Raw genomic sequence first — 25,590 nt, 5'->3', positions numbered from 1 at the left:
GGAATATGGAACTGTTATCCGGAATAACAATAACAAGACTTTACGGTTCGACAGACGAGGAGCATTATCTCGTGATGTCGAAAGACAATGTGATGGAGGCAAACCGGCTCACTGCCGGTTTGCTTGACTCTCTGAAAAACGCCGAAGACATGGATGCCGGAATTGACAGCTTCCTGCAAACCCATAGCGACGCAAATGCCACTCACGGAGAGATTAAGGAACTGGTTAATGCCAAGATACTGCCAATGCTGCTGAAGGAGACAGCTCCGAGGAAGCAGTTCCTTTATCAGCGTCAGATATTGAGTGCCCGACAGATAGACTCCATATCCGACCGTTTGTCGTTTCTGTTCAACAAACATGTGATGTGGGTGCTGTCGGCCATGATGATAGTGGCAGACATCGCCTTTTTCATGACAACGGAGAATCTTCTGACCTTCAGCAACAGGATAAACGCCTACACCATATTTGCCCTTATGGCATTTATCGTGTGCTCATCGCTGTTTCATGAACTCGGTCATGCCTCGGCATGCAAACGTTTCGGACTGGAACACGGAGGCGTGGGCTTCGGTCTGTACATCAACTTCCCTGTGCTTTATACCGATGTTACCAAGGTGTGGCAGCTGCCGCGCAGCAAGCGTGTTGTTGTCAATATTGCGGGAATATATTTTCAGGGCATGATACTGCTGTTGCTCGCAGGCGGATTCTTTCTTACAGGCAATGATGTGTTGCGGTATATGATATTGACCATGAACTTCGGTTTCCTTCTCACACTGAATCCTTTTTTCCGGTTCGACGGCTACTGGATAGCGACAGATGTGCTCGGAGTGCCTAATCTCCGCAAACGCTCAACAGAGCTGTTGCGTTATTTCTATAAACGAATGACACGCAAACCGGTGACGGGCCGACCCTATCTGCTGCAAATAAGGAAGAGGGAGAAAATGCTTGTTATCGTCTACGCTTTGGCTGTGAACGTGTTTATGGGATATTATTTCCTTTATATCATCCCGATGTTTTTGTATGGCTTTGTGGGAAATTTCCCGGCGGAGGTTTATCAGCTGACACTCTGCATGTCCAACAATATCATGCCACCGTTTGCATTACTTCGTAATATGTTATCGCAGATATTGTTTTTGTCGCTCTTGGTTTTCATGTTCTATCGGATGGCATATCCTGTGGTGATGCGCAAAAGACTTCGTAAGGAATGAAAGAGTCTGGTGTGACACGGAATGCGGCACTGTTGCTGACAATAGTGATAATGGCACTGTTGCTGTTCGGAGTAAAGGGCACATTGGTTATCAGCATGCCGGTTATTGTTATCCTCCTGTTGGTGACGGGAAGTGTCCCGTTTGCGAAATGGAGCGTTGCCGATGTACTACTTGCGGTGATAACATTGCAGAGTATCGTCGCATGCTTCTACAGTGCAACCCCCTTGCCCGCATTTTCCACTGCAAGTGCCTCTGTGTTTATGTTTGCGGCATATCTTTTCCAAAGAAGCGCTATTGCATCAGGAAAGTCTGCCGGAGTAGTCATTCATGGCTATGCCGTAATCTTTTTTGTGGCTATTTTGTTAGCCATATCCACCTTTGTGATATACCATAATGCTGTTGTTCGTGCCGGTTTTCACGACACATACCATTTCAGGTTCATGTACAGACCGTTGGGGTATATAAACAATATGTGGGCAGAAATCACCATTATGATGCTTGGTGTGTCATGTCTTGTGGCAGACAAGTTCAGGATACCAATGATGTGCATGGCATTTATGGCTGTATTGCTGACATTCTCGCGCGGTGCCTATATCTCGGCAGTGGTGTTTGTTGCGATGTCATTGCTGTTGGTCAGGAAAAAGCGGTTTGTGGTGGATACACTGCTTTCGCTTGCTGTGGCAATGGTGGTGGTAGGCGCGTTCTGCAAGAGCGACATGATGACAACAATGCGGATGAATGCCAACACGGCTCAGCAAAAAAGTGTGGAATGGCGCGTAAACAAGACCTTTGCTTCCGCAGAATTGATAAAGGAGCGTCCTTTGTTCGGATATGGCAATGGCAGTTATACGCTTGTCACCGATGGAACGGCTATGTCGGAAGATCAGAACACATTCACAAATATGGCACCCAACATAGCAGTGTTGCTACTTGTTGAAAATGGGGTTGTGGGTACTGTGCCATACATTCTGCTTGCATTGTGGGTGTTGTCTATGATGTGGCGGTACCGGCGCAATATGCGCATAAGCATTGCCGGATGTACTTTGGTGGCTTTGGCTGTAAAGGAGATGACACAGGCGACAATGTCGCAGACCGGTGTCTTGCTTTTTGTTGTATGCAGTCTTTTGGCAATGATGCATAATGCCGTCAGTGATGAGACGCCGGTGTATGGGACATCGCGGCGCACTGCTATCGCAGAAAGCGTGGTATTGGTGTCATGGATGGGTGTGTTTGGAGTGGTGACAACAACAAATTATCTTCATGATAAGGAACTCTCAGCCGTAATCAAGGGAATGGAGGCTGTAGGACGATATGTGAAAACGCATGGCAAAGGTGACATACAGACAGCATGCCATGAGCTGGCAACAGCATCCGCGCAACATCCTTACGACAAAAACATCGCTTTCCTAAGTGCATACGCCATGATGCTGAATGGAGACAACAAGCATGCCATGGACATCGTTGACACACTTCTTGAGCAAAAGAAAGAATATGGACTGTATCAGTTTATGAAGGGATGCCTGTTGTATGACGAAGGAATGAAACAGCAGGCGCATGCAACAATGCGCAATGCTATATGCAATATGCCGCGACTGATGCATAGCAAAGAATTGGCAAGCATTACTGTGACAGACTCCACATTTTATGAGGCATTGAAAACGGATGTGATGACTGTTACAAGGCATTGCAGTAAAGTGGCATCACCAATAAAAAAAGCTAATTGCGGGTATATCCTGCACTATTGGGGGCATAGGGACGAAGCCATCCCCTTACTGTCTGATGCCGTAGGAAATATGCCTGGACTGCAAACTCCGTGGATGCTGCTTGGCGAGAAAGAGAAATACAGACTGCTGCGTGATGGTGTACTGAACAACGGCTATAAAACGGAATCCACAGGAAACACACCGCAGATGACAGACATGTTGGAACTGATGCTTGCTTCGTATCTTCCGAAGTTTGAGACCTGGTATTGTGCTGACTTGCCTTTTATGAACAATAAAACAGATAAACATGAATAATCATATAAATATAACCACTGTGTTGGTAAGCCTGTTGCTTACACTGACATCATGTAATGACAGAGCAACAGAAACACTTTCCCTTGCAGGACAGAATCAGACCGAATTGCTGGAAGTGATTGACCATTATGCGAAAAACGGAGACCAACACAAGCAGGAGGCTGCCATGTTCTTGATAGAAAACATGAAAAATCATTCCTATGTGGAAAGTGTGGCTATTGACTCGTTTATGGCAAAGGTTAGATTGCTTGAAACCGATGTGAATGCAGACTCATTAAGCCGTATATGGGCTACGGTGAAACAGCATGACAAGCCTGTGGTAAGACTTGACGCCAAGACGATAACATGCAGAATGCTTGTTGACAACATAGACAATGCCATGGCGCGCTGGCAGCAGGCGGCATGGAGAGACAATGTGGATTTTGACAAGTTCTGCCGCTATATCCTGCCTTACCGCATGCTTGACGAACAACTCTCTGAGGGATGGCGCGATACATTATATAATGAGTATCATCCGGTCATAGAGGGTGTAAAGGACATGAAAAAAGCTTTCTACCTCGTGCATAATGCTGTATCGGAAAGGTTCAAGCGCACACCTTTTGACATGCTGTATCTTGCTGACATACTCAAATTGCGACAGATCGGACATGGCTCCTGTGTACAGTATTGCATCTATGAGGCAGCGGTCATGCGTGCTTTGGCACTGCCGGTTGCTGTCGATGGCATAGAAGCATGGGCAAACTACAGCAAGAACGGACACATGTGGGTGGCATTGGTTGCGGACGACGGCACTTACACAGTGGCGAAAAATGACTCTGTGGCAAGAAAAATGAACTATATTGATTCCTCCGTCTTTGAGATGAAGAACCAACCGGAGGCGGATTATCCATATAATACAGACTTTAAGAAGCGTTGCTTCAAGATAAACAGATACACATACGAATATAATGATGTGAAATATGCCGACAATGAGACTGACAAGATGACAAGAAATCATTTCACTCAGCCATGGACTGTTGATGTCACACGTGACTATATGAAATGCCATGAGGTGGAGATAACGACAGACATAAATGCGGAATATGGCTATCTTTGTACCTTCAGAACCGGCAGAGGATGGACACCTGCCGTGTTTGCCAAGCGGGATAATGGCAGGTTCGTGTTCCATGACATGGCTGACTCGGTCATGTATCTGCCTGTCTTTTCAAAGGACGGAAAGATGTTGCCAATAAGCAATCCTTTCTTCCTGACGAATGGGAAAAAACAGATTGTCTGCCCAAAATATGATGAAAAGACAGAAATGAAACTGGACAGGAAATATCCCCTCACCCCACATTTCATAAGCTATTGGCCACCAATACGTGGCGCACGCTTTGAGGCTGCCAACACTCCGGATTTCTCTGATGCTGATATACTGCATGTTGTGCGACAAACTCCATTAATGGTGAACTATGTGAATGTGGACAGCAAAAAGCAATACCGATATGTGAGATATGTATCGCCGGAAAATAAGAATCCCGGTATCTCGGAACTGCAACTGTCATACAAGGGCAAACGCATTGCCGGAATGCCTTTTGGGGACAATACTCTTAACGACATGTACAATGCCTTTGACGGTGATTATCTTACAGTGACCGAGGCTCATGTGCCGTTTTCATTCGGCGTGGATTTCGGTAGGGCTGTGAACATCGACAAACTTATGTTCTCACCTAAGACCGATGCTAATTTTATCATACCCGGCAACAAATATGAACTTTTATATTATGATATGGGGTGGAAAACACTTGGTGTGAAAACAGCATCCTCCAATGTCATGGAATATTATGATGTGCCATCCGGCGCTTTGTATATTTTGCGAAACAAGACAACCGGTAATGAGGAGCGTATATTCTCGTACGACAAAGGACAGCAGATTTGGTGGTAGAATCGCCTTATCGATACAGGCATGTTGTCTCAAAGAATGTGCGTTGGTCAGGTGTTTCTCCAAGTTTTTGTCATCGCTCGAAGAAAGGAAAGAAGCAAAAGAATTTTTCTTTATGCATAACAAACAATGCAAGGGAGAAGCTATTTCTTTTGCTTCTTTGGATTCTTAGAGACACATACCTCACAGGAAAAGCCGAGGTTTCCCCTATGCGCCCTCGTTCTCCTGATAGACGGAAGGCGTCACTCCGAACTCCTCCTTGAAATATTTCGCGAAATGCTTCGGGTTGTTGAAACCGCATTTGTAGGCTATCTCCGACACATTGAGCTGGCTTTCGCGCAGATACTGTGCGGCACGCTTCAGGCGCAGGATGCGTATGAACTCTATCGGAGCTTTACCCGTGAGCTGCTTCAGGCGCTTGAACAGATGGACACGGCTCATGCCGAGATGAGAGGCAAGCTCCTCGACAGAAAGTCCGGAGCGGCCCATGTTCTCGTCAACATACTTCACCGCCTTCTCTATGAACTGCTCGTCCAGAGAAGTAATGGCAAGAGGCTCCGGCTCAGGGTCTATCAGTGTGCGGCGCGCCCCTTTCTTGCGCAACGCAAGTATGTTCTTTATCCTCAGTTTCAGCACATCCATGTTGAACGGCTTTGTCATGTACTCGTCCGCGCCAAGCGTGAGACCCTCTATTTTAGCCGCCACATCGTGCTTGGCAGTCAGCAGGAAAACAGGTATCGAGGCTGTCGCTTCGTCACCTTTCAGCTTGCGGCACAGCTCTATGCCGTCCATCTCCGGCATCATGATGTCACTGACGATGAGGTCAGGACTGTGGCGTGCCACCTGCTTCAGTGCCTCTATGCCGTCGTGTGCGGTAACGATGTGGTAAGTGCCGGAGAGCTCTGCGGAGATGAATTCAAGGATGTCATGATTGTCATCGACGAGGAGGATTGTCTCTTTCTGCGGCTCTTTCATTGCTTCCTCCTCACGGTCAGGCTGCTGTTCCGGCATGGCAGGCTCCGCCACTGGTTGCGCATTGCAGACGATAGGGATAGTAACGGTGAAGACTGTGCCGCCTCCGGCGTTGTCGGTTACTGTCACCGTGCCGTTATGAATCTTGGCATATTCCGAGACAAGGCTCAACCCTATGCCCGTGCCTGCCAAATGACTGTTCATGGATTCTGTGGCCTGATAGAAGCGGTCAAAGACATGCAGCTTTGCCTCATCGCTTATCCCAACGCCTGTATCGGCGACTTTCATCACCATGTTCCCGTCCGCCACCTCTATGCCGAGTGACACTTTCCCGTTGGCAGGGGTGAACTTGAAGGCATTGGAGAGGAGGTTCATCACAATCTTGCCCATCTTGTCCTCGTCATAATCCATCTGCAGCCTGTCACAAGAGGCATGGAACTCAAACCTGACATCCTTCTTCTCGGAGAACATGAGGAAGGAATCGGAGATAGACCTAACAAAACCCACCACATCACCTGACGTGGCGTTGAGCTTCAGGCCTGACATCTCGCTCTTGCGGAAGTCAAGAATCTGGTTGACAAGGTTCAGCAGGCGAGTGGCATTGGCTTGTATGATGTTCAGCTGCCTGAGTGATGTCTCGTCATGCTCCCTCTTGATTAGTGCCTCTACCGGTGCGGAAATCAAGGTCAATGGTGTGCGCAGCTCATGGCTGATGTTGGTGAAGAAGCGGAACTTCATCTGGTTTATCTCCTCCTGTTTGCGTGCTGTCTCCTCACGCTCACGCTCACGGAACTTCCGCTGCTCATGCCTTTTCATAAGCTGTACGACTCCATAGACAAACATGGCTATCAGCGTAAGGTAGACCATCCATGCCCATACGGAAAGATAGAAAGGCTTGGCAATGGTGATTTTCAGCGACTTGTATTCATCAGGGACAATGCCGTTGGGAGCAATAGCCTTGACTTGCAACTCGTAACTGCCGGAAGGAAGACTTGCATAGCTGACCTGCGGCAGACCGCCTTCAGGCAGTTCCACCCACTTGTCGTTGAATCCGACAAGGCGGTAGCGGTATCTTATCTTGTCAGCATTATAGTAATCCTCTGTCGCAAAGGACACAGAGAAATCATCATCGTCAGAGGACAGCTCCAGTTCGTCAAGGCAGTTCAGAGCCTTGTCCAATATCACACGTCCGTCATATTCCTGCATAGGGACGATGACATTGTTCCGTATGGCAAGGTTGGTGAAGAACAGGCGCGGTGTCTGCTTGCTGACATAAATGTCGGAAGGGTTTATTCCGGTCACTCCATGCAGCCCTCCTACAAGCAGTTTGCCGCTTGGCAGCAGGCAGAACGAACGCTGGTTGAAATCGGAACCGTGCTGTCCGTAGGGATTGTCAAACGTCATTGTCTCAAAGGAATAGCCTTTCTTCCCCTGCGACTTCACCTTTATGTTGATGATTCGACTGCCCACCGACGCCCACATCTGTCCGGAAGAGTCTTCCGCCACGCCAAGGATGAACTCGGGAGTCTTCTGGGAGCCGGTCTCCACAATATAGACATTGTCATTCCGCCTGTCATAAATGTTCAGTCCGGAATAGGTGGCAAGCCACACCAAGCCACGGCTGTCGACAAGCACCTGGTTGATGTTGGGATTGCTGAACAGCTGGTCGCCACGCTTGTTGCCTGTCATGTTGGTAAGTTTCTTTGTCTTTGTGTCAAACACTGACAAGCCCCATGAGGTCGCAGCATAAACGATTCCGTTGCCGCTCTTTGCCAGGGAATTGACATAATCGGAGCCCAAGCCGGAATTTTCCACCTTGAACACCTCCGATTTCTTTGTAGCAGGATTGAACAGTTGCAGTCCCCCACCAAGAGTGGCAAGCAGCAGGCTGCCGTCGGAAGTCTCCACTATGCCCCATATATGGTTTGCCGCCAGCTCGTCGGCAATGGTGAAGGACTCGGTTTTGCCTCCACCAATCCTGACCAGTCCGCCATTGTATGTCCCTACCCACACAGAGCCGTCCCTGCCTTCCGCCATACAGACGACGGCATGGACATTATGGTCGGAGGTGAACAGCGACTTCATTGCCGTCCTGCTTCCTGTGGAAGGATTCCATCTGATGATGCCCTCACAGTCAGTGCCGAGCCACACCTCGCCGTCCTTACGGCTCAGAATGGCATTGACATCAGGGAATGCGTTGAAATCAAACTTGGAGGTCTGGTGGCTGTACATGGATACACCGCTCTTGCGTGTGCCCACCCACAGCGTCCCGGTGCGGTCCTCCAGCAGGGCAGTCACACTGTTGTTGCTCAGCGACTGGTCATTGCCCTGCACGTTCAACGCTTTGAGAATCTCGCCGTCCGGCGTAATCTCCCAGATGCCGTCATGGTCAAAGCCTATCCAGATGTTGTCCTTGCTGTCATGGATGATAGTCTTTATCATAGGCATCTTAAGGCTTATCCCTTGATAATTGTCGCTCCATCCGCCGCCATTGAAATTGTAAATCCACACTCCCGGCTCGCCATAGACCCACAAATCCTTGTTCTTGTCGACAAAAATCTGATATATGGAAAAGATGCGGCTGTGATTCAAAGGGTTGGCAAGTTTCCGAGCGACCTTGTTCGCCTCAGTGTCTATAAGGATCAGATGACCGCGACCGTCAACGACAGCCATCTGCGCAGCATTGATTTTCCTTATGTCCGTGACCTCCACCTTTTGGAAATAACCGGCTTTGTCCTCCACCTTCACCGCCTTGCCCTCGCCAACCTTACGGCGATAGATGCCCCTGTTCTTCACGTAGAACCACTCATAGTCGTCCTCTATGCGTGCAATGTTCGGCTTGTCGGGCACACCGATGTCCGTCATCCGCTGCTTCACATTGTCCTCAAACTGCTCAGTCGCAGGATTGAAAATGACATAGCCTTTCCCTATCTTTATCCACATCTCACGGTTGGCAGACTGCTGTATGTCCTCGATGAAGTTGTCCGATGTCAGCACCGCCCCATGCCTTTTGTTGTGGAATGTCTGCACGGAATAGCCGTCAAAGCGGTTCAGCCCCGTCGCCGTGCCGAAATAGATGTAGCCTGCCTTGTCCTGGAAGATGGAATTGATCATGTTGCTTGACAGCCTGCCTGTCAGCGGCAAGCCCTTGAACTGCAGCTGTGCCACGGCTGCCGGTACAAAACACAAGAAGGCAAGAAGGAGGGTAAAGATACGGTTGGTCATAGTTGCATTAGGTTAACATTCCATTGCAAAAGTAAGAAAAATATGGCAATTCATGAAACATATTGCACTAAATCCGCCCTATGTTAACAAATAATGCCCTCTCATGAAACATTCTGCACCGTATTTTCCGTGTCTCTCGCAGCATGTTTCTCCCTATGTCTGAGCAAAGCAATGCCATCATTTTCCATATTAGTGGTATGCCTGCCTTTTCAGCACACTTACACTACGGAAAATGATAACATATTATAGGTAAAACGAAAGGTAACACTTTACTCTGTCAAGTGTTACCTTTCACCGGGTCAAACTTTACCTTTCGCCAAACAAAACGTTACCTTTCGTTATTGTGAGTTTATTATGTTTTTTCTGAAGAAAAATCGTCTGTTTTTTTGCACTTGTTGGAAATAATCAGTAATTTTGTCATGCATTCCATTGTCTATCGATAAATCGTTGATTATGGGATGTTTTCGTAAAACCAAATCATCCGTTCTGCTTATGAGAATATTGTTTGTTTTGACAGCCTTTTTGGCAGGCACAGGAACTTTCGCCCAAGAGATAAACAACCGCGTGGAGAAAGATTCTGCCGACATGGAAACCAACGTGCTTCAGCAATCTCTGGAGCAGGCTGTGGACATGGATGCGCCAACACCTGCCTACCACATCGGCTTGGGCAAGGAGGGTTTTAATCTGTCCAACGGCGAAGGACTTCTGAATGCGGATTATCCTGCACTGCCTGATGTCTCGGCATGGACATCAATGCCGACCTGTCCCGATTTCATCCGTGGTGGCAGGAGAACAGAACTTATGGGACTTGGGGAAATCAATCAGGCTGTGTTCGGGACAGGCAGGGACTATGGTGCTTGGCGTTTTGATATCAATGTGGGAGCAGAAAAGTATCATTTTTTCCACAACACACGGAACAATGTTTTTGTCAGCGGTGCCGTGACCTACCGTATAAATGAGCATTGGAGTGCGACAGCTTTCGGGACATACTCGCAGAATCCTTTCTTCCATTCCATGGCAGCATATCCGTATGTCACGACATCACGCTACGGTGGGACTATGAATTGGATGCCAAACAGGAACTTCGGACTACGATTGGGAGTGCAACGGGAATATGACCCTTTTGCACGCAGATGGACAACCAAACCGATTGTCGCACCGTCATTCAAGATAAACAAGGTTAGAATTGAGATAGACACCGGCTCTCTCATCCTTGACTGCCTCCGCCATTTGGTTGAGAAGGGGCGCAGCAACAGAGAGTCGCCTGTCATCATGCCACAGCGGTAGAGCAGCTGATGCAAAAAACAGCAGAAGGTGTGGCGGAGCCACAATCTTTATGCCGCGGGCTTCAGCCCTGCGGATATTCCGAATATCTCTAATGCTGTGTGGTGGAACCACACTCCTTTATGCTACCTGTCTTATCTCAGATGCACTCTATACTATGGACTTGTGCATGTGCTGCGGTAAGGCATTCAGTCGCTGACACAGTTCTCTGCACAGATTTATCCCAGCATAAACGTGTATGCAATTAAAGATACATTATATTTACCTGACACCAATAACTTGCAGAATAATTACTTATAACCGCAAAAGCAGCAAACCACAAAAAAGTCCTCCATAAGGTCATGCCTTACGGAGGACTTAATCATTTCTTATTCTGTAGTTTTATAACTATTGGTTGTGTGTATGACAGCAATCATCATCCACTCCAATGGTTTCAGACGGATGCTTAATAAGGCCATTTGCTTTCTGTCACACCTTCCCTTATACCGTCAAGGGCTACAGTGTTGAAGACGCTCAGGTTCTTGCGGTCGATGATTGTCATTATGCCGTCAGCACCACCACGGTTGGTTGCATTAATGTCCCATGCGAACGGAACCATACCGAAGTTTCCGCAGTAGAGGTTTACAGCCTTGAACCATGCCTTGATACTTGCATCGTGCTTTGCCTGGTCCTCGCCGGGCTTGCTGCTCAAATCACGCCAGTTGGCACCATACTCTCCAACGATGACAGGAATGCCATTCGCGACAAACTTGTCATGCATCTGCTTGAACTCACGCTCCATGGCTTCTTCGGTGTCGCTGTCACCCTGCGCTTTTCCCCAATAGTAGTCGTTGTTGCCACCGCAGAAATTCCAAGGACTGTAGTAATGCACCTCACACATCAATGCATCCTGCGCCTCATCGGCCGGCATGGAGAAATACTTCACTGTCGAGCTAATGTTTACCGACGGGCCTTGCACTATCAGTATGCGCTTTGCATTGTTGCCGCCGGTTGCACGCACAGCCTCAACGAACGCTTGGTTATAGCGCAGAAGGATTGGTGTCAGCTGCTGATGCTTGTCGTTGAAAAGATTGTATTCCTGGAACGGTTCGTTAAGTCCGGCGAACAGCAAGTGCTCATCATAGTTCTGGAATGCGTTGGCAATCTGTGTCCAGATGTCCTTCAGGCGGCTTGTCTTCTCAGCGATGGTCGCCTCGTCCACAGCCTCATACCTGTCGGTTGACTTGCTGAAGCCAAGTACCTCTATCCAACCACCGTCATAGTGGTCGTTGAGCATAACATAAAGCCCTTCATCGATGCAGTAGTCCACAATCTCCTTTACACGCCCCATCCATTCGGCATCAATCTTGCCGTTTGTGGAATGAATCTCCCATGAGCATGGGATACGCACAGACTTGAAGCCCTGAGCCTTTATGTAAGCGATAATCTCGCGTGTTGTCTTTGTTGTCTGCCATGCGGTCTCGGCAGCCAGCCCGTTGCCGGCAGCCTCCATGGTATTGCCGAGATTCCAGCCCGGATACATGTCCTTGGCAATAGCCTTGGCAGTGCGGAAAGAATACTCGACATCTGGCTTTGTGACAACTCCTGCCTGACGCACCTCCAAGCGAGTAAATGCACCGTCAAGGTTTACCAGAATCTGCCCTGTACGCTCATCCTCCTTGTTTGCCTCGCACACAACGGAGAATGACGATGCGTGCTTGTCCCCGGAAACACGTGACACACTGAGCCATTCCGCCTCGCTGCGCACAAAGGCTGTTCCGCCGTTTACGGTGAAATTGGCGTTGCCACCGTCTTTGTCAAACACCAGCTCGCTTACCGAAATATCCGGTACGCCTGTGCTCGGCGCCAATGGATTGGGGTCATCATTGCTGCACGATGCAAGTGCAACAAGAGCAAGCAATGTGAAAATATAAAGAGAACTTAATATACGTTTCATTGTTTTTCCTTTAGTTTGGTTTGTTTATTGCAAATATCACCACTGCGGCTTTTCAAACAATCTGCGGATGGTGAAGTCCACCTGTATGGAACTGTTGAACGCCAATTCATGTATGACATCGCCGTCGCGTGTGCCGAAGGCGCATCCGTTGCTGCCGGAGATTCCGAAGCAGTTCCATAGCTCAAGACGATAAGCACCACTGTCATCCGTGTCATAAATCTTGCTTGCGTCATAGCCTGTCACAGCCTTTCCGTCAAGCAGGAGACGGTCGAGTGTTGAGTGTGTGCCCGGGAACGCTTTCATCCAATTGTCTATCTGAACGAATGTCATGATAGAGCCTGCAGAATGTTCGGATGACTCATACTTGATTGAGAACGAGTTCTTTGTAAGAGCATACTTGCCTGTCGCTTGGTCTATTGTCACATCAAACGATGCGCCTTGGTTGTAGCCCCATGTGCCGCCCCATGACGGATTGATAGTGATGAGCTGAGGTGTAACATTGGAAAGACCGTCCTTGACAATCGAGTAGGTTATCTCCAGTTTGTTGGCGAAACTGAATGCCGGGTCGGAAGCGCAGTTGGTGGCAGAACTGAACGGACTCGCCACCACGTTGCCGTTTACAGCCCCCTTGCCCCAAACGTTGAACAATTCCACACGGAAATTGCCATTGTCCTCTATGTCGCCGTAGCAGAAGTTATTGGCATCGAACTTGACAGCCTTGCCGTCGCACTTCATCTCCTTTATGGTGACAATGGCATTAGGGAATCTTGATTTCATATTCTGAAGGTCGAGAGCGAACACCATCGCATCGATACATGCACCTTCGTAAACAAATGTGTGGTCGCCGTCAAGTTCTGACGGTGCAATGCTTCCAACCACACTTCCCCATGCTCCATTATAGTCGGAGCCTGCACAAATCAGTGACACTGTAATCTCATCATCCTTCTGACGCTTTGCCTCACTATAGTAGTTCAATGAATAAGCGTATGTCCCATCGCCTGCCGGCAGAGCTATCTGCAACTGGTCGTCGGTCAATGTGAGGATGTTCAGTGTGCCGCTCTTTGTTCCGAGCCATGTGTTGGCAGCCAATACATCCTTGTCAATGGTAATGGTCTTCGCTTTCGTGTCGACAGTATATTTGCCTTTGTCGTCAGTAACTGTGCCGTCCTCTGCTATGCGGTGGATGTTGACAGTGCCGTCCTCAAGGAACTCCATGTAGCCGTAATCCTTGCCGTAGGTGTAGCCAATCCAGCTATTGTCCTTGCCCATTTCCCAATGTATCTGCTCATATACATTCGGTTCATTGTTTGTAACTGTGCCATAGGTGTCGTGAGCGCCCCACTGTGTGAACGGACCTTCAAAGACATGCTGCTTGCCGTCCTGTCCGTTGTCAAGATACCATTTCTGGCAGAGCTTTTTCTTGTCGAACGGCACATTCTTTGCAACTGACACTGCACGTACAGACATTGCCGTATAGACAGGCACTGAGCTGCGTCCGTTGTAAGCCGAGTTGAAAGTGTAACACAGTGAGTAACGGCTGTCTGACGGATTGACAGAACCTGTCATATAGCGGCCATCAGTACCCTCGCCACTAAAATCACTTACAGTGCGTGAACCGGCCGCCGGCATGAAGATTGAGTTTCCGTTAGGACCTGTGAACTTGTAGCCTGGGACACCGTCCTGCTCCGTCCATTCTGTCTTGCAGCAGCGGAAGAGTTCCTCATATTCGTCGGCAGTAGGCAGCATAGCCTTACCCTCATAAGTAAGGTATGCCAAGTCTGTCGCTGTGCGATAGATGTTTGCACTTGCATAATCCTCAGCCTTGATGCTTGTCACGTAGCCTGCATTGTCACCAAATCCGAACAAGCCACCGAGGTCTGTCACCTGTGCAGCAGCGATGTTCTTCTTTGCCCATTTCACTGACAGCCCAAGGTCAACAAACTCTTTGTCGACATCGACAGCAGGAGCAGTGTTTGTGGTAAGTTCCTTGACATCACCGTAAACGATGCCTGCACCGAGGTCAAGGTAAGCGGCATAATAATATTTATGTCCCGGGAGCATACCCTTGACATCCACCTCATAGTTGTCACCGACAGCAGTTGCCTGAACCTTCACACCGGCACGGACATTCTCTTCACCCTCTACGCTTGATATCACGATGCCGCATTTTGCGTCAGAAGGATATTCGGAGAGCGAGCCTGAGAGGCGTGCTGTATAAGATGTGATGTCAACGATGCCGCCTGTGGCAGCCTTTGCGTTGGTCATGATAAGGCTCTTGACCTCACCGGTGTATGTCACGCGTCCTTGAAGAGTCACAAATGCCTGATAGAACACATTTTGGTTTGGCATGCCGGAAATGGATGCACTGAACTCGCCGTCGCTGTTTGCTGTGACGCGCTCAGTGAGCGCATCAGCAGCAAAACCGTAGTAGAAGCCTGTTGTATAGGCACTTGAAGCCTGACTTTCAAGTCCGGAGACACTGCCGTGCAATACGGCAGAAGTGGCAGTGACATCTGCAGAACCTGTAACCACGGAATTTTCTCCCAACAGGGCACCGGTGTTTATGCCGTAATCATCGGCATCGCTACAAGCTGTGAACAAGCCGGCGATGAGCAGCATAAAGCCGAATATTATCTTATTTTTCATAATATCTGTGTTTTTATTATTCAATAATTATAGACTCAACAGTGCATGCATTCTTGTAGTCGCCTTCCGCATCAGCCTCTACCGAAGCGTATCCGTCATACTGCATGGTGACTATGAGTGCCGATGTACCGTCGCCCCAGTTCTTTGTCACGCCGGAATCGTTGGTCCAGGAAACTGTGTATGTGCCGTCGCCATTGACTGTTATCGCACGTGAATAGTCGAAGCAGGCCGGTTCCCAATCTCCCTCGGCATAACCATCGTAGTTGAAACAGAGCACCGCTTTTGCCGGTTTGGTGAATGTGAATCCGTTAAGGCGTATTGTGACAGACAGCTTTTGGTTTTTCTTAACCTTAATGGCTGACGGGTCAACAAGGTTAGTGCCGTCGCCCCATGGGTTGTACAACTGACAACGGAAATACTTATCGGCTTCGATGTAGTTTTTAACGTTCTCAGGAGGAAATTTCACTACAGTCGGACCGGTCTGTCCTCCGCCTACCTGCTTGTAGTTAAGGTTCACTACAAGATAAGAGTTGACATTACCATTCTCGTCTTTGCTTGAAGGCACTCCAAGCTGCACTTCCTCGCCGGCAACACATTTAAGTACGGTGAATGTCTTGCCCCTGACCTCTACCGTGCGGTTGTCGCTTGCGGCAGTGAGCAGTGTTATCTCCTTGTCGAAGGTGATTGTGTTCTCATCTATGGTACATGTGCCGTCGGTATCACCGAGAGTATAGTTTATCTTGTCGCCAGACTTCTCGAACGTGAGTTCAAAATCCTCAACGGCATCACCGCTTGCAGCAGGTGCCCATGTCTCATTGAACTGTCCCTTTGTAACGCTCTCCCATGCTGACGATGCGCCGTTCCACCACTGCCAGTCGTAAGGCTGCTCATCATTGAGCTTGAACGACATCATGGTGCATGTCGCCATGCCTGCACCGGGAATCTCCGTTGTGAACAGATTTGTGGCAAGGTCAGCGATAGTCGGAAGTTCAGGGTCGGTTGGTTCAAGCAGTCCCGGGTCGTCCTTTGGTATGCAGGCACCGTCGGTAGCAATAACTTCTTCAGAGACAAAGCTCCATACAAGCCACCACGGACCCTCGGAGTTGGTACGCATTGTTGCCAACTGGAGGCAATAAGGGGTAAGCTCGACAATCTTGATTTCCTGTGTATAGTTGGCACATGCGTCATCCATATTAGCACTGTGCAGAGCATAACAGTCGTTGAATGAGATTACAGGATGCGTCTTATCATCAAGGTTTAGTACAAACTTTCCATTCATCAGCGTGCCGCCGTTGGCATCATTGCGGAACACAGTTGCCGTACAACCATCCGTTGCGCTCAGACCGAACTCCATGTAGGATGTCATGTAAGGGTCATCTGCCGGAATAAGCCAGCTCTGGATGCCCGGATCCCAGTTCGGTGTCCATGCACGGAACGCAAGGTCTGTGCTGTTTGACTCGTCGTTCCTTACATTGTTAGGGTCGCAGTAGGTAACTGGTCCTACTGTCTGCCCTACTCCATAATCCTTTGTTATAGGATACCACTTCTTTGTCTTGCCGACACCTCCTGCAAGGAATTCCCACTTCTCGTCACTAAGCATGGAGAAATCGTTCTGCGCTATGGTGAACTTGTAAGGCTCGCCATAAACAGCACCGGCACGTGTCTCGGCACCGAAAGTCACCTCATAGTCTCCAGCAAACGGCATATCAAGATAATAGTCAGCGTTCTGCGAACGTCCCGAAGGGGTAATCCACAATGGCGTGCAGTCTTTAAGATTGGAAACAAGGTGTACCCTGTTACCCTCTACAGTCACGGTGTAGGCGTCAGGAGCCACCAGTTGGTCACTGGTGTACTGAGCACTGCCGAATCCGTAATCGTCCGGCGAGCATGCTGTCGCCATAAGGATTGCAACTGCGCCAAATGATTTGAATATATTCTTTAGTTTCATACTGATAATTCTGATTTATTGGTTGATTAATTATTCCATCCTGCATTCTGTGTGAGTACGCCTCCGGAAAGTGTAATCTGAGTGTTAGGAATCTGCATCAATCCTTTCTTTGATGTGAAATTATTCTCATCAAATGATGTTGTAGCCTCAACACCTCCGCTAAGAACCTTTGCACCGTTCTGAGCCTCTTTTATGACGCGTGCAGCGTATGCACCATCCTTCTCGTAACGCATTATGTCCCAGAAGTGTATACCTTCAAAAGCAAGCTCTATGGCACGTTCGTTACGGATGTTCTCAATGCTGTAAGAGAGTGACTTACCAGGGTTGGAACGCTGATGAACCATATTAAGACCTTTGTTGTTGCCGTTAAGTTCAGAGTGCATCAACAGTACGTCAGCATAACGCATGATTGTATAATCCTGATAGTAAGTGATGTTCTGATGCTGCTCACCAAGCTTGAACCCGACTTCCTGACGTGTGCCGTCAGCGAAGCACATTGGCGCATACTTGCGTGTGTAGTAGCCTGTGTATTCGTAAGTATCGTTAATGTCAGCAGCGAAACCGGTCTCTTTAACGCCCCATACGCAGGCATTGAAGCGTGGATCTTCCTTATATTTCTCTACGAAATAAGGTGTCACCGAGCATCCGCCCCATCCTGAAGCAATACTGATAGCTGTATTGTTCTTGTTGCGCGGACCAAGATAAGCAGAGAACACCAGTCCGTCACCATTGCCGTTATAGTCATGCGTGGTGTTCATCTTCAGGTTGAGCACAATCTCCTTTGACAGACTGCCCTGTCCTGCGTGCCAGCCGTCCGCATTGTAGTACTTTCCTGCGTAAGTAGTCTCCCAAGCATAGTCAGAGCCGTTTGAGGCGTCCTTGGTGCAAGCCGGCATCCACAGGTCTGCATAATTCGCTTCCAGTTCGTAACCGCCATTGTCCACAACATCGTTGATGGCAGCTATCGCTTCCACTTTTGTACAAGCAGGATTCTCTTCGCCATAGTATCCTGTATAATACAGGTACACGCGTGCAAGCAGTGCCTCTGCTGCATATTTTGTGATGCGTCCGTCGTTGGCATTGCGGTTTTCCAACGGATAAGCGTTGGCAGGTATGTTGGCAGCAGCATATTTAAGGTCTTCGAAAATAAGTTTATAGACCTCACTTGCAGCAGTACGTGGCAGGTTGTCCTCACTTGGAGTAGTAAGCAAAGGCACATCACCGAACATACGCACAAGGTCAAAATAAAGCATCGCACGGATTACGCGTGTCTCTCCGAGTACACGGCCGCGTGCCACATCATTGCCTTTCCAATCGATTGTGGCATCGTTGGCAAGCAACTGGTTGCAACGGAAAATGCCTGCGTAATAGACTGTCCAGTCGGCATTGAACAAGTCATTGTAGGACGGTGCGACACTGAGATTAAACTGGTCAAGCACATTATTGTTTTTCGCATCAGCGAAACCGAGTCCTGCGAAAGCCTGTTCTGAGGCAAACTCCGCCAGCAAATACATGCCAACTTCCACGTCTGATATGGTGCGCTGCCACCCGTCATAGCAACCTACAAGGGCAACTTCTGCTGTCTCCAGATTGCTATAAGCCGTCTCCGTGTTCTGTGTGGTCTTCGATGAAGTGTCGAAGAAATCATCGCTGCACGATGTCATCCCCAACGCTGCAACAGCCATAGCACCAATGAATATATGTTTTGTATTCATAATCTTTACTATTAATTCTTCTTTGATATATGTTTTTCACTCGCTGCTAAAATGCCACATTCACACCAACGATGAATGTGCGCGGATGAGGATAGTAGCCCATGTCCACACCTGACACCCATGAGTCGCTTGAGTTTCCGTTTGTTCCGTTGTAAGAACCGATTTCCGGGTCCATACCGTCATACTTTGTCCATGTGAACAGGTTCTGGGCCTGGACATAAAGACGGAGTTTGGAGATGCCTTTCCATGAGATCAGGCGCTTGAAGTCATAACCGAGCGTGAGGTTCTGAAGGCGGATATAGTCGCCGTCCTGCAGATAAAGGTCGGAGAACATCCAGTTGCCTACATCACCATAAGTCACACGTGGCATGAAATTGCTTGTTCCCTCGCCTGTCCAGCGGTTGAGTATTGCACGGCTGTAATTTGCCTGTGATGAGTTAGGGTCACGGTATGACTGTGCAATCTTGAATCCCGCAGCACCAGTGGCATTGATATTGAGGTCAAAACCTTTGTATGACAAACCCAAGTTAAAGCCGAAAGTATACTTAGGAAGTCCGTTGCCAAGGTCTACCTTATCGTCAGCATTAACAACACCGTCATGGTTGACATCAACATACTTGACATCACCAGGCTGCACATTGGACTGCAGGACTCCGTTGCCGGCTGCTATCCAGTTGTTTATGTCCTGCTGATTCTGGAATATTCCGGCAGTCTTGTAACCCCAGAAATATCCGATGGCATGACCGTTCTCTGCACGGTAGAATTCCTCGGAGTTACTGTAAATCTGGTTTGTCTGACCATGGATGATACCGTCCTCTGTCGGGATGTTGCCCACCTCATTATGGTTATAGGCAAAGTTCGCTCCTACACTGTAAGTGAAATCCTTGCCGATCTTGTCGCTCCATGACAGTGCAAGCTCCACACCGGTATTCTTCACGTCACCACCGTTGATAATCGGTCCGCCTGTTCCTGCTGTCGCAAGGATAGGAGCCTGAACCAGCCAGTCTTTCGTGTTCTTCACATACCAGTCTGCTGTGAATGACAGTCTGCCCATAAGGAAACGTGCATCGATACCGATATTGGTCTGCTCGGATGTCTCCCATTTCACGGCTTCGTTTGCCAAACGGCTTGTGTATGAGCCTGTCACCCATCCCTCTTGTCCTCCGGTGGCACCGAAATTGTAGTTTGTGTTCTCTGTTGTGACAGGTGCGAGATACTGGTAGCAGTTGATGTTGGCATTACCCACCTGACCCCAGCTGACACGCAGTTTCAGGAAGTCAAACCATGATGACAAAGACTTCATGAAACTCTCCTCAGAGATTGTCCAACCTGCGGACACTGAAGGGAAGTAGCCCCAACGGTGTCCTTTGGCAAACTTTGAAGAACCGTCCGCACGCATTGTGGCATTGAGCATATAGCGGTCTTTCCATGACCAGCCAAGGCGTGCGAAATAAGACATTCCGCGTGTCTCATCGTAAGGCGCACCTTTCACTCTCTTGTTTGCAGTGCCCTCAGTGTTGTCAAGATAAGCATGGTCCCAATCATTGAAACCGACCTTCAGACCGGTATTGTCACCACCACTGCTGTTGCCGTCATAACGTGACATTTCCGTACCAAGCAAAGCATTGATGTTATGCTCCTTAGCTATTGTAAAGTCATAAGACAAAGTGTTTGTCCATACCATGGACAGACCGTGTCCGTTGCTCTGGCTGACCTTGCTCTCGGCATTGGCACTCTGCGGAGTGAACTGGTACTCAGGAGTATAAGAGCGGTACTCCGATGTTCCGTAGCTTATGCCATAGACAGTCTTGAACTTCAGATTCTTGATTGGTTCGATCTGAACGTAGACGTTCGCATCAAGGGCTGCATTGCGTGAGCGGTTGAAACGGTTGACCATCATGTTACCGTAAGGGTTGCCGTCGTTCACGTTCCAATCAGAGTTTACTGTGGAGTTATAGTTTCCGTCAGCATCGTAAACAGGAGCTATCGGTGATGCCGAGAATGCGCTGCGGAGGTTGTTGTTCCAGATGTTGCCCGTGTTCATGCCGTGAGAGTCACGCCACACGAAACTGACATGCTCACCCACGGTGATAAGGTCACCATACATCTTGTGCTCAGAGTTGGCACGGAAGTTATAACGCTTGTAGTCAGCCACATCGGCTCCACCAATAACACCGTCCTGGCTTGTATAACCGCCGGAGATGACGTATGTTGAGGTGTTTGAGCCACCGGTGAATGCAAGACTATGGCTTGTTGTCAGTGCACCGTCCTCAATGGCCTGGTCAATCCAGTTTGTGTCATAGATGTTTCCGTTGGCATCATGTATGGAATTGAGCGAAGCCCAGTCCACAGGAGACATTCCGGAGTTCAGGCGCGCCTCGTCCATGATTGTCATGTACTCCCTTGAGTTAAGCATCTCAAACTTGCGTCCCACCGACTGCCAGCCGACATACCCGTCGTAAGTGATTTTGCAGCTTCCCTGCTTACCGCTCTTTGTTGTGACAAGCACGACACCATTGGCTGCCTGCGCTCCGTAGATTGCAGCAGAGGCAGCATCCTTGAGTACATCGATGCGCTCTATGTCGGCAGGATTAAGGGATGTGATGTCACCGCCCACACCATCTATTATATATAGAGGCTGGGAGTTTCCCACAGTACCAAGACCACGGATTGTAACACTCATCGTTGCTCCCGGCTGACCGGAGGTAGACACGATGTTCACACCCGGAGTCTGTCCCTGCATGGCGGACAACGGATTGGTGGTGTTCATCTTCTGGATGTCATCACCCTTCACCTGTGATGTGGCACCGGTGACAAGTTTCTTCTTCAGCACACCATAGCCAACCACAACCACATCTTCAAGGACATCGGCATCCTCCTCCAGAGCGATGGTCAGTTTTGCACTTGTGGCCTTGACATCCTTGCTTTTGTAACCAATGTAGCTGGCGGTAAGCACCGCTCCACGCTCCACATTGGCAAGCGTGAAGCTTCCGTTCACGTCAGTAATGGTGCTTGCCGATGAGCCTTTCACCACCACACTCGCGCCAATGAGCGGCTCGTTGTCGCTTGCCGACACCACCGTTCCTGTCACCGTAAGGGTCTCCGCCTTTACCGTCAGAGCCCCAAGCAGCATCCACACCAGCACTATCGTGCGCCAATGCAGTTTCCGCATCAGTTTTTGTAACTTTTCCATAGTGAATAATGTTTAATTTTTCCGCCCGGAAAACCGGACACATTTGTATATGTTAGTTTAGTGAATTTTTCTGCTGCAAAGTTAACGCATAATTATTTATAATAGCATTTTTTATGTTTTCACATAAGGTTACAACCGTTATTTCTCCTTTAAGATGTTTCAGGAATGGGTACAAATTGTTATAAACGCCTGAAAACATGCTGTTTTATGGAGAAAAAAGGCAGGAATGAGCCCCAATCAGGCATCGGATGCTACTGTCCTGAATGATAACATTCTCATCCAATATATTTATGCCCCCAAAACGGTGTATCTCTCACACTGAGATTTATTTCTGTAGTTCCGCCTATCCATTTTAAATGCGATGCAAAGGTACAACATTTCACAAACGATTCCAAATTTCATGGGGATACAAACGGGGATACATTATTTAATCATAACACTTTTTCCAGACACATATAGTTTATAAGTGGCAGATAAAAAAACATCATAAATTCTAATTGCGCAACACTCATGCCACACCTTCTGAGAGTTATTGGCTATTCATACAGCGCCAAGCATGTAGCAATAGTGTCAGTAATGCAAGGCTGTGCTTTTTGTTAACTCGTATGTGGACATACGAAAACACGGAGCCTCCACATTTTTTATATGGAGGTTCCGTGAAAAACACAAAGTAATATCAAAGGAGCACTTAATCTCCAGCGTATGGAACAACAACCTTAGCCACCTTCATCATAATAGCTAAAATCAACTTCCGACCAAGGCTAATAAACTATGTGGACTGATTACGAACACGAACGGACTGTTCGCTCCTATTGCCACGAAATAGCCGGCACCCGCTGTGATAACCGCAAAGCCCGCTACGATGCTCCACGCCTTTTGCTTTTCACTGAGTTTCACTATTGTCTTTTGTATTATCATCATTATGTACGTGTATGTAAACTACTTACTGCCCTGTTTTATGTAACCTGATGCATCGCACTAAATACGCCACCGCTTTTGGAGCTTTCTCCCTACATTCCTTCAGTTGGCATAAGAATTCATCATCTGACATATCCGAATTAAATGCATCAACCAACTCGCTGTTTTCATTCGGCAACTGCATCCCACGCTTACGCATCAATAACCGTAGAGCCATTATGCCTCTATCATACTTAGGCTTTATCTCAACAAGTTTGCGCATTATGTCAAGCCCAGGCTCGCCTATGTGCATTTCGTTAAGCATAGCTATCGTATATATTATCTTTGCGTCAGGAGTAGTCATGTCAAATGTATTTACCATCTTACAATGCACCTCATCTGCTTCTTTATAGCGTTCCAATCTTGTCAAAGCACGTGCCTTAACGTACAGAATCTCTGAACATTGATGCTGTAGTAACACCTTGTCGGCATAATCCAGTGCTTGTTGGCATTCTCCTGCATACAGACTCAGCAAAGCAACAAGAAAGCGTGCTGCCCAATGTTCTTTATCGAACAGCTCTTGTGGTATTTCAGAGATACATCCAAACAAGTCATCGTCACATATCACCGTTTCCAGGAAACGCTTTGACAATTGCATCGCCTCCTTTATGTCACCTTCCACTGCCCTCTTTTGGATAAGCAGCAGATATTGCCTGGCAGCAGTATCATAGTCATTATTCTTCATAGACGCAAAAACCACTTTCCCACTTTCTATCTCGTTATCTATCTGATGCAAGTCATTATATCCATTTGCATAGGCAATTATCTCACGATTAGTGCGAGCATACTGAGCCACAACAGGACGCGACAAGAACAATCCCTCCAAAGAACGGACACGACTCAGTGCTACATACAGTTGACCCGATGCAAACATTCCTCGGCTCAGATCAACAGAGAGTTTTTCAAACGTCATACCTTGGCTTTTGTGAATGGTTATAGCCCATGCAAGAACTAATGGATACTGTGTGAATGTACCGCCAACCTCTTTTTTCAGTTTACGTTCTTCACGGTCATATTCGTATGAGAATGATTCCCATGAGCAACATGGCACGACATAAGTATCGCCACTCTCAACCTTCACATGAATTTCTTCTTTTGTGAGTTTCTCGACAATTCCCAGAGTTCCGTTTGCCCAACGATGCCACTGATCGTTACGTGCGAACATAACCTGAGCACCGACTTTTAGCTTTAGCCGTTGGCTGACAGGGAAGCGTTTTTCCTCAAAACGCCCCTCAACAGTACCCTCGTAGATATACTCTTTTGTGTCAATCGCATTCAACCGCTGTTCATTTATTGAGTCCGCAACAGACCTAACCGCAGTCAAGGTTATTACCATGCCATCTTCATCTGTAGGAGTACATACACGATTATTCAGATGCATGATATTCTCCGGAGTTATGCGGTTCTTACGCACATTCTCAAGAATATGGAGAAACTTCTCATCATCCTGACGATAGACTTTCCTGAACTCAATCTTCACAAGTCGCATACGACTGACAGCCATTGACTTGTAAAAGAAGAAGTCATCTGCATCATATATATCCTTGAGAATGTCACGTTCCGGACCTTGCTTCACAACAGGTGGCAACTGGAACATATCACCCACAAACACCATCTGCTTGCCACCAAAAGGCATATTGTTGCGAAGTTTCTTACGCATTGTATAGTCTATTGCATCTATGATGTCGCAACGCACCATTGACACCTCGTCAATGATGATTGTGTCTGCATGCAGCAATGCCAATATGCGTGTTTCATTCATCTTTCCGCAAGTGCCAGGAGAACACACCTCCATTGGCAACCCGAAGAAAGAATGGATGGTCTCGCCACCTGCAAGGATGGCCGCCACTCCTGTCGGTGCAAGAATGATAAACTGCTTGTTAACCATTTTCTGCACATTATGCAGGAATGTTGTCTTACCAGTACCGGCACGACCGGTAAGAAAGAAACTGGAATTAGTGTTCGCAATCAGTTCGTATGCAAGCTGCTGCTCACGGTTCTGTGGGTCTATCTGTATGTTGTCCATAAATCTCATTGTTGTTCTATCTGTGGAAGTATTTGGGTTAGGCGTGTATTGTAGTCATTATCAAGGAAACTCTTGTAACAACCATCTATGATGGCTTGGGCGCGTTCTCTTATTTCCTCAATCGGAACTACTACATTCTGCATCTTTAGATATGCAGAGATGAAATCACATAACATCTGTTCAGACTCTTTGCGAATGAATTCCTCCTTGCGGTATGTCTTGTCATAATCACGCTTCTGAACCAACTCCAAACAAGTTCCATTGAAGGCATACAGTTCGATGCCGTCAATATAAGTCCAGTTGTGGAACAAACCTACTTTCTCTATGATTACGATGTTTTCGCAGAATCGTATTCCACGATAATAGCGATTTCCGTTATCACTCTCGTATTCATCGCAAAGAAACATTTTTTGCCCATTATCCCATATTGGTACTGCCATGCGTGGATTGCCGTAAGTTGGCAGGATTCTGTCAAACAGTTCCTTGTTGATAGCCTTAGTCAATGATGCCATTGCATTATCCTTTCTTTTTCGTTTTCATTTTC

Annotated in this window: 13 protein-coding genes; 4 read left to right on the top strand and 9 right to left on the bottom strand. The window is 47.9% G+C overall.

Features of this window, described 5'->3' with window-relative positions:
* Window positions 1-5 precede the first annotated feature (5 nt).
* Genes HPS57_RS11795 through HPS57_RS11785 form a run of 3 tightly spaced genes read left to right on the top strand, consistent with a single transcriptional unit; the run spans window position 6 to window position 5,147 of the window.
* Complete coding sequence (locus HPS57_RS11795) at window positions 6-1,205, top strand: hypothetical protein (RefSeq protein ID WP_216653407.1); 1,200 nt, start codon at window positions 6-8, stop codon at window positions 1,203-1,205.
* On the top strand, window positions 1,202-3,223 hold the full coding sequence (locus HPS57_RS11790) for an O-antigen ligase family protein (protein ID WP_172183309.1): 2,022 nt from the start codon (window positions 1,202-1,204) through the stop codon (window positions 3,221-3,223). Before HPS57_RS11795 ends, HPS57_RS11790 begins: the two co-directional genes overlap by 4 nt.
* Window positions 3,216-5,147: a hypothetical protein gene (locus tag HPS57_RS11785; protein WP_172183307.1), complete on the top strand. Its 1,932-nt coding sequence runs from the start codon at window positions 3,216-3,218 to the stop codon at window positions 5,145-5,147. Before HPS57_RS11790 ends, HPS57_RS11785 begins: the two co-directional genes overlap by 8 nt.
* 204 nt (window positions 5,148-5,351) lie before the next feature.
* Here HPS57_RS11785 and HPS57_RS11780 read toward each other — a convergent pair whose 3' ends face one another.
* Window positions 5,352-9,341, bottom strand: coding sequence for a two-component regulator propeller domain-containing protein (locus tag HPS57_RS11780; protein WP_172183305.1), 3,990 nt, complete (start codon window positions 9,339-9,341; stop codon window positions 5,352-5,354).
* Window positions 9,342-9,833: 492 nt separating this feature from the next.
* Between HPS57_RS11780 and HPS57_RS11775 the strand changes: the two genes are divergently transcribed.
* A complete protein-coding gene (locus tag HPS57_RS11775) occupies window positions 9,834-10,628 on the top strand; it encodes a hypothetical protein (RefSeq protein WP_172183303.1) in 795 nt (264 codons plus the stop codon).
* Between the two features lie 442 nt (window positions 10,629-11,070).
* On the opposite strand, the gene HPS57_RS11770 is transcribed toward HPS57_RS11775, so the two are convergent.
* The 8 genes from HPS57_RS11770 to HPS57_RS11735 all read right to left on the bottom strand — a co-directional run bounded on the left by HPS57_RS11770 (window position 11,071) and on the right by HPS57_RS11735 (window position 25,558).
* Window positions 11,071-12,561 (bottom strand): cellulase family glycosylhydrolase, encoded by a 1,491-nt coding sequence (locus HPS57_RS11770; protein WP_172183301.1) that lies wholly within the window; start codon window positions 12,559-12,561, stop codon window positions 11,071-11,073.
* Between the two features lie 36 nt (window positions 12,562-12,597).
* Window positions 12,598-15,207, bottom strand: a complete 2,610-nt coding sequence (locus HPS57_RS11765; RefSeq protein ID WP_172183299.1) for a hypothetical protein — start codon at window positions 15,205-15,207, stop codon at window positions 12,598-12,600.
* 16 nt (window positions 15,208-15,223) lie between these two features.
* Window positions 15,224-17,155, bottom strand: a complete 1,932-nt coding sequence (locus HPS57_RS11760; RefSeq protein WP_172183297.1) for a DOMON domain-containing protein — start codon at window positions 17,153-17,155, stop codon at window positions 15,224-15,226.
* Between the two features lie 26 nt (window positions 17,156-17,181).
* Window positions 17,182-18,870, bottom strand: coding sequence for a RagB/SusD family nutrient uptake outer membrane protein (locus HPS57_RS11755; RefSeq protein ID WP_172183295.1), 1,689 nt, complete (start codon window positions 18,868-18,870; stop codon window positions 17,182-17,184).
* A 46-nt stretch (window positions 18,871-18,916) separates the two neighbouring features.
* Window positions 18,917-22,042: a SusC/RagA family TonB-linked outer membrane protein gene (locus HPS57_RS11750; RefSeq protein ID WP_369811526.1), complete on the bottom strand. Its 3,126-nt coding sequence runs from the start codon at window positions 22,040-22,042 to the stop codon at window positions 18,917-18,919.
* A 765-nt stretch (window positions 22,043-22,807) separates the two neighbouring features.
* Complete coding sequence (locus HPS57_RS11745) at window positions 22,808-22,984, bottom strand: hypothetical protein (RefSeq protein WP_172183291.1); 177 nt, start codon at window positions 22,982-22,984, stop codon at window positions 22,808-22,810.
* A 22-nt stretch (window positions 22,985-23,006) separates the two neighbouring features.
* Window positions 23,007-25,055 carry an AAA family ATPase gene (locus HPS57_RS11740; RefSeq protein ID WP_369811521.1) on the bottom strand — a complete coding sequence of 683 codons (2,049 nt, stop codon included), beginning with the start codon at window positions 25,053-25,055 and terminating at the stop codon, window positions 23,007-23,009.
* Window positions 25,052-25,558 (bottom strand): hypothetical protein, encoded by a 507-nt coding sequence (locus HPS57_RS11735; protein WP_172183290.1) that lies wholly within the window; start codon window positions 25,556-25,558, stop codon window positions 25,052-25,054. Before HPS57_RS11735 ends, HPS57_RS11740 begins: the two co-directional genes overlap by 4 nt.
* Window positions 25,559-25,590: the final 32 nt, after the last annotated feature.

Source organism: Palleniella intestinalis (assembly GCF_013166595.1).
In the GTDB taxonomy this organism is placed as follows: Bacteria; Bacteroidota; Bacteroidia; order Bacteroidales; family Bacteroidaceae; genus Prevotella; species Prevotella intestinalis.
This window is presented reverse-complemented; position numbering and strand designations above follow the sequence as displayed.

Coding starts and splice junctions, on each gene's coding strand:
- HPS57_RS11795 (WP_216653407.1), top strand. CDS start 6: ATGGAACTGTTATCCGGAATAACAATAACAAGACTTTACGGTTCGACA.
- HPS57_RS11790 (WP_172183309.1), top strand. CDS start 1,202: ATGAAAGAGTCTGGTGTGACACGGAATGCGGCACTGTTGCTGACAATA.
- HPS57_RS11785 (WP_172183307.1), top strand. CDS start 3,216: ATGAATAATCATATAAATATAACCACTGTGTTGGTAAGCCTGTTGCTT.
- HPS57_RS11780 (WP_172183305.1), bottom strand. CDS start 9,341: ATGACCAACCGTATCTTTACCCTCCTTCTTGCCTTCTTGTGTTTTGTA.
- HPS57_RS11775 (WP_172183303.1), top strand. CDS start 9,834: ATGAGAATATTGTTTGTTTTGACAGCCTTTTTGGCAGGCACAGGAACT.
- HPS57_RS11770 (WP_172183301.1), bottom strand. CDS start 12,561: ATGAAACGTATATTAAGTTCTCTTTATATTTTCACATTGCTTGCTCTT.
- HPS57_RS11765 (WP_172183299.1), bottom strand. CDS start 15,207: ATGAAAAATAAGATAATATTCGGCTTTATGCTGCTCATCGCCGGCTTG.
- HPS57_RS11760 (WP_172183297.1), bottom strand. CDS start 17,155: ATGAAACTAAAGAATATATTCAAATCATTTGGCGCAGTTGCAATCCTT.
- HPS57_RS11755 (WP_172183295.1), bottom strand. CDS start 18,870: ATGAATACAAAACATATATTCATTGGTGCTATGGCTGTTGCAGCGTTG.
- HPS57_RS11750 (WP_369811526.1), bottom strand. CDS start 22,042: ATGCGGAAACTGCATTGGCGCACGATAGTGCTGGTGTGGATGCTGCTT.
- HPS57_RS11745 (WP_172183291.1), bottom strand. CDS start 22,984: ATGATGATAATACAAAAGACAATAGTGAAACTCAGTGAAAAGCAAAAG.
- HPS57_RS11740 (WP_369811521.1), bottom strand. CDS start 25,055: ATGAGATTTATGGACAACATACAGATAGACCCACAGAACCGTGAGCAG.
- HPS57_RS11735 (WP_172183290.1), bottom strand. CDS start 25,558: ATGGCATCATTGACTAAGGCTATCAACAAGGAACTGTTTGACAGAATC.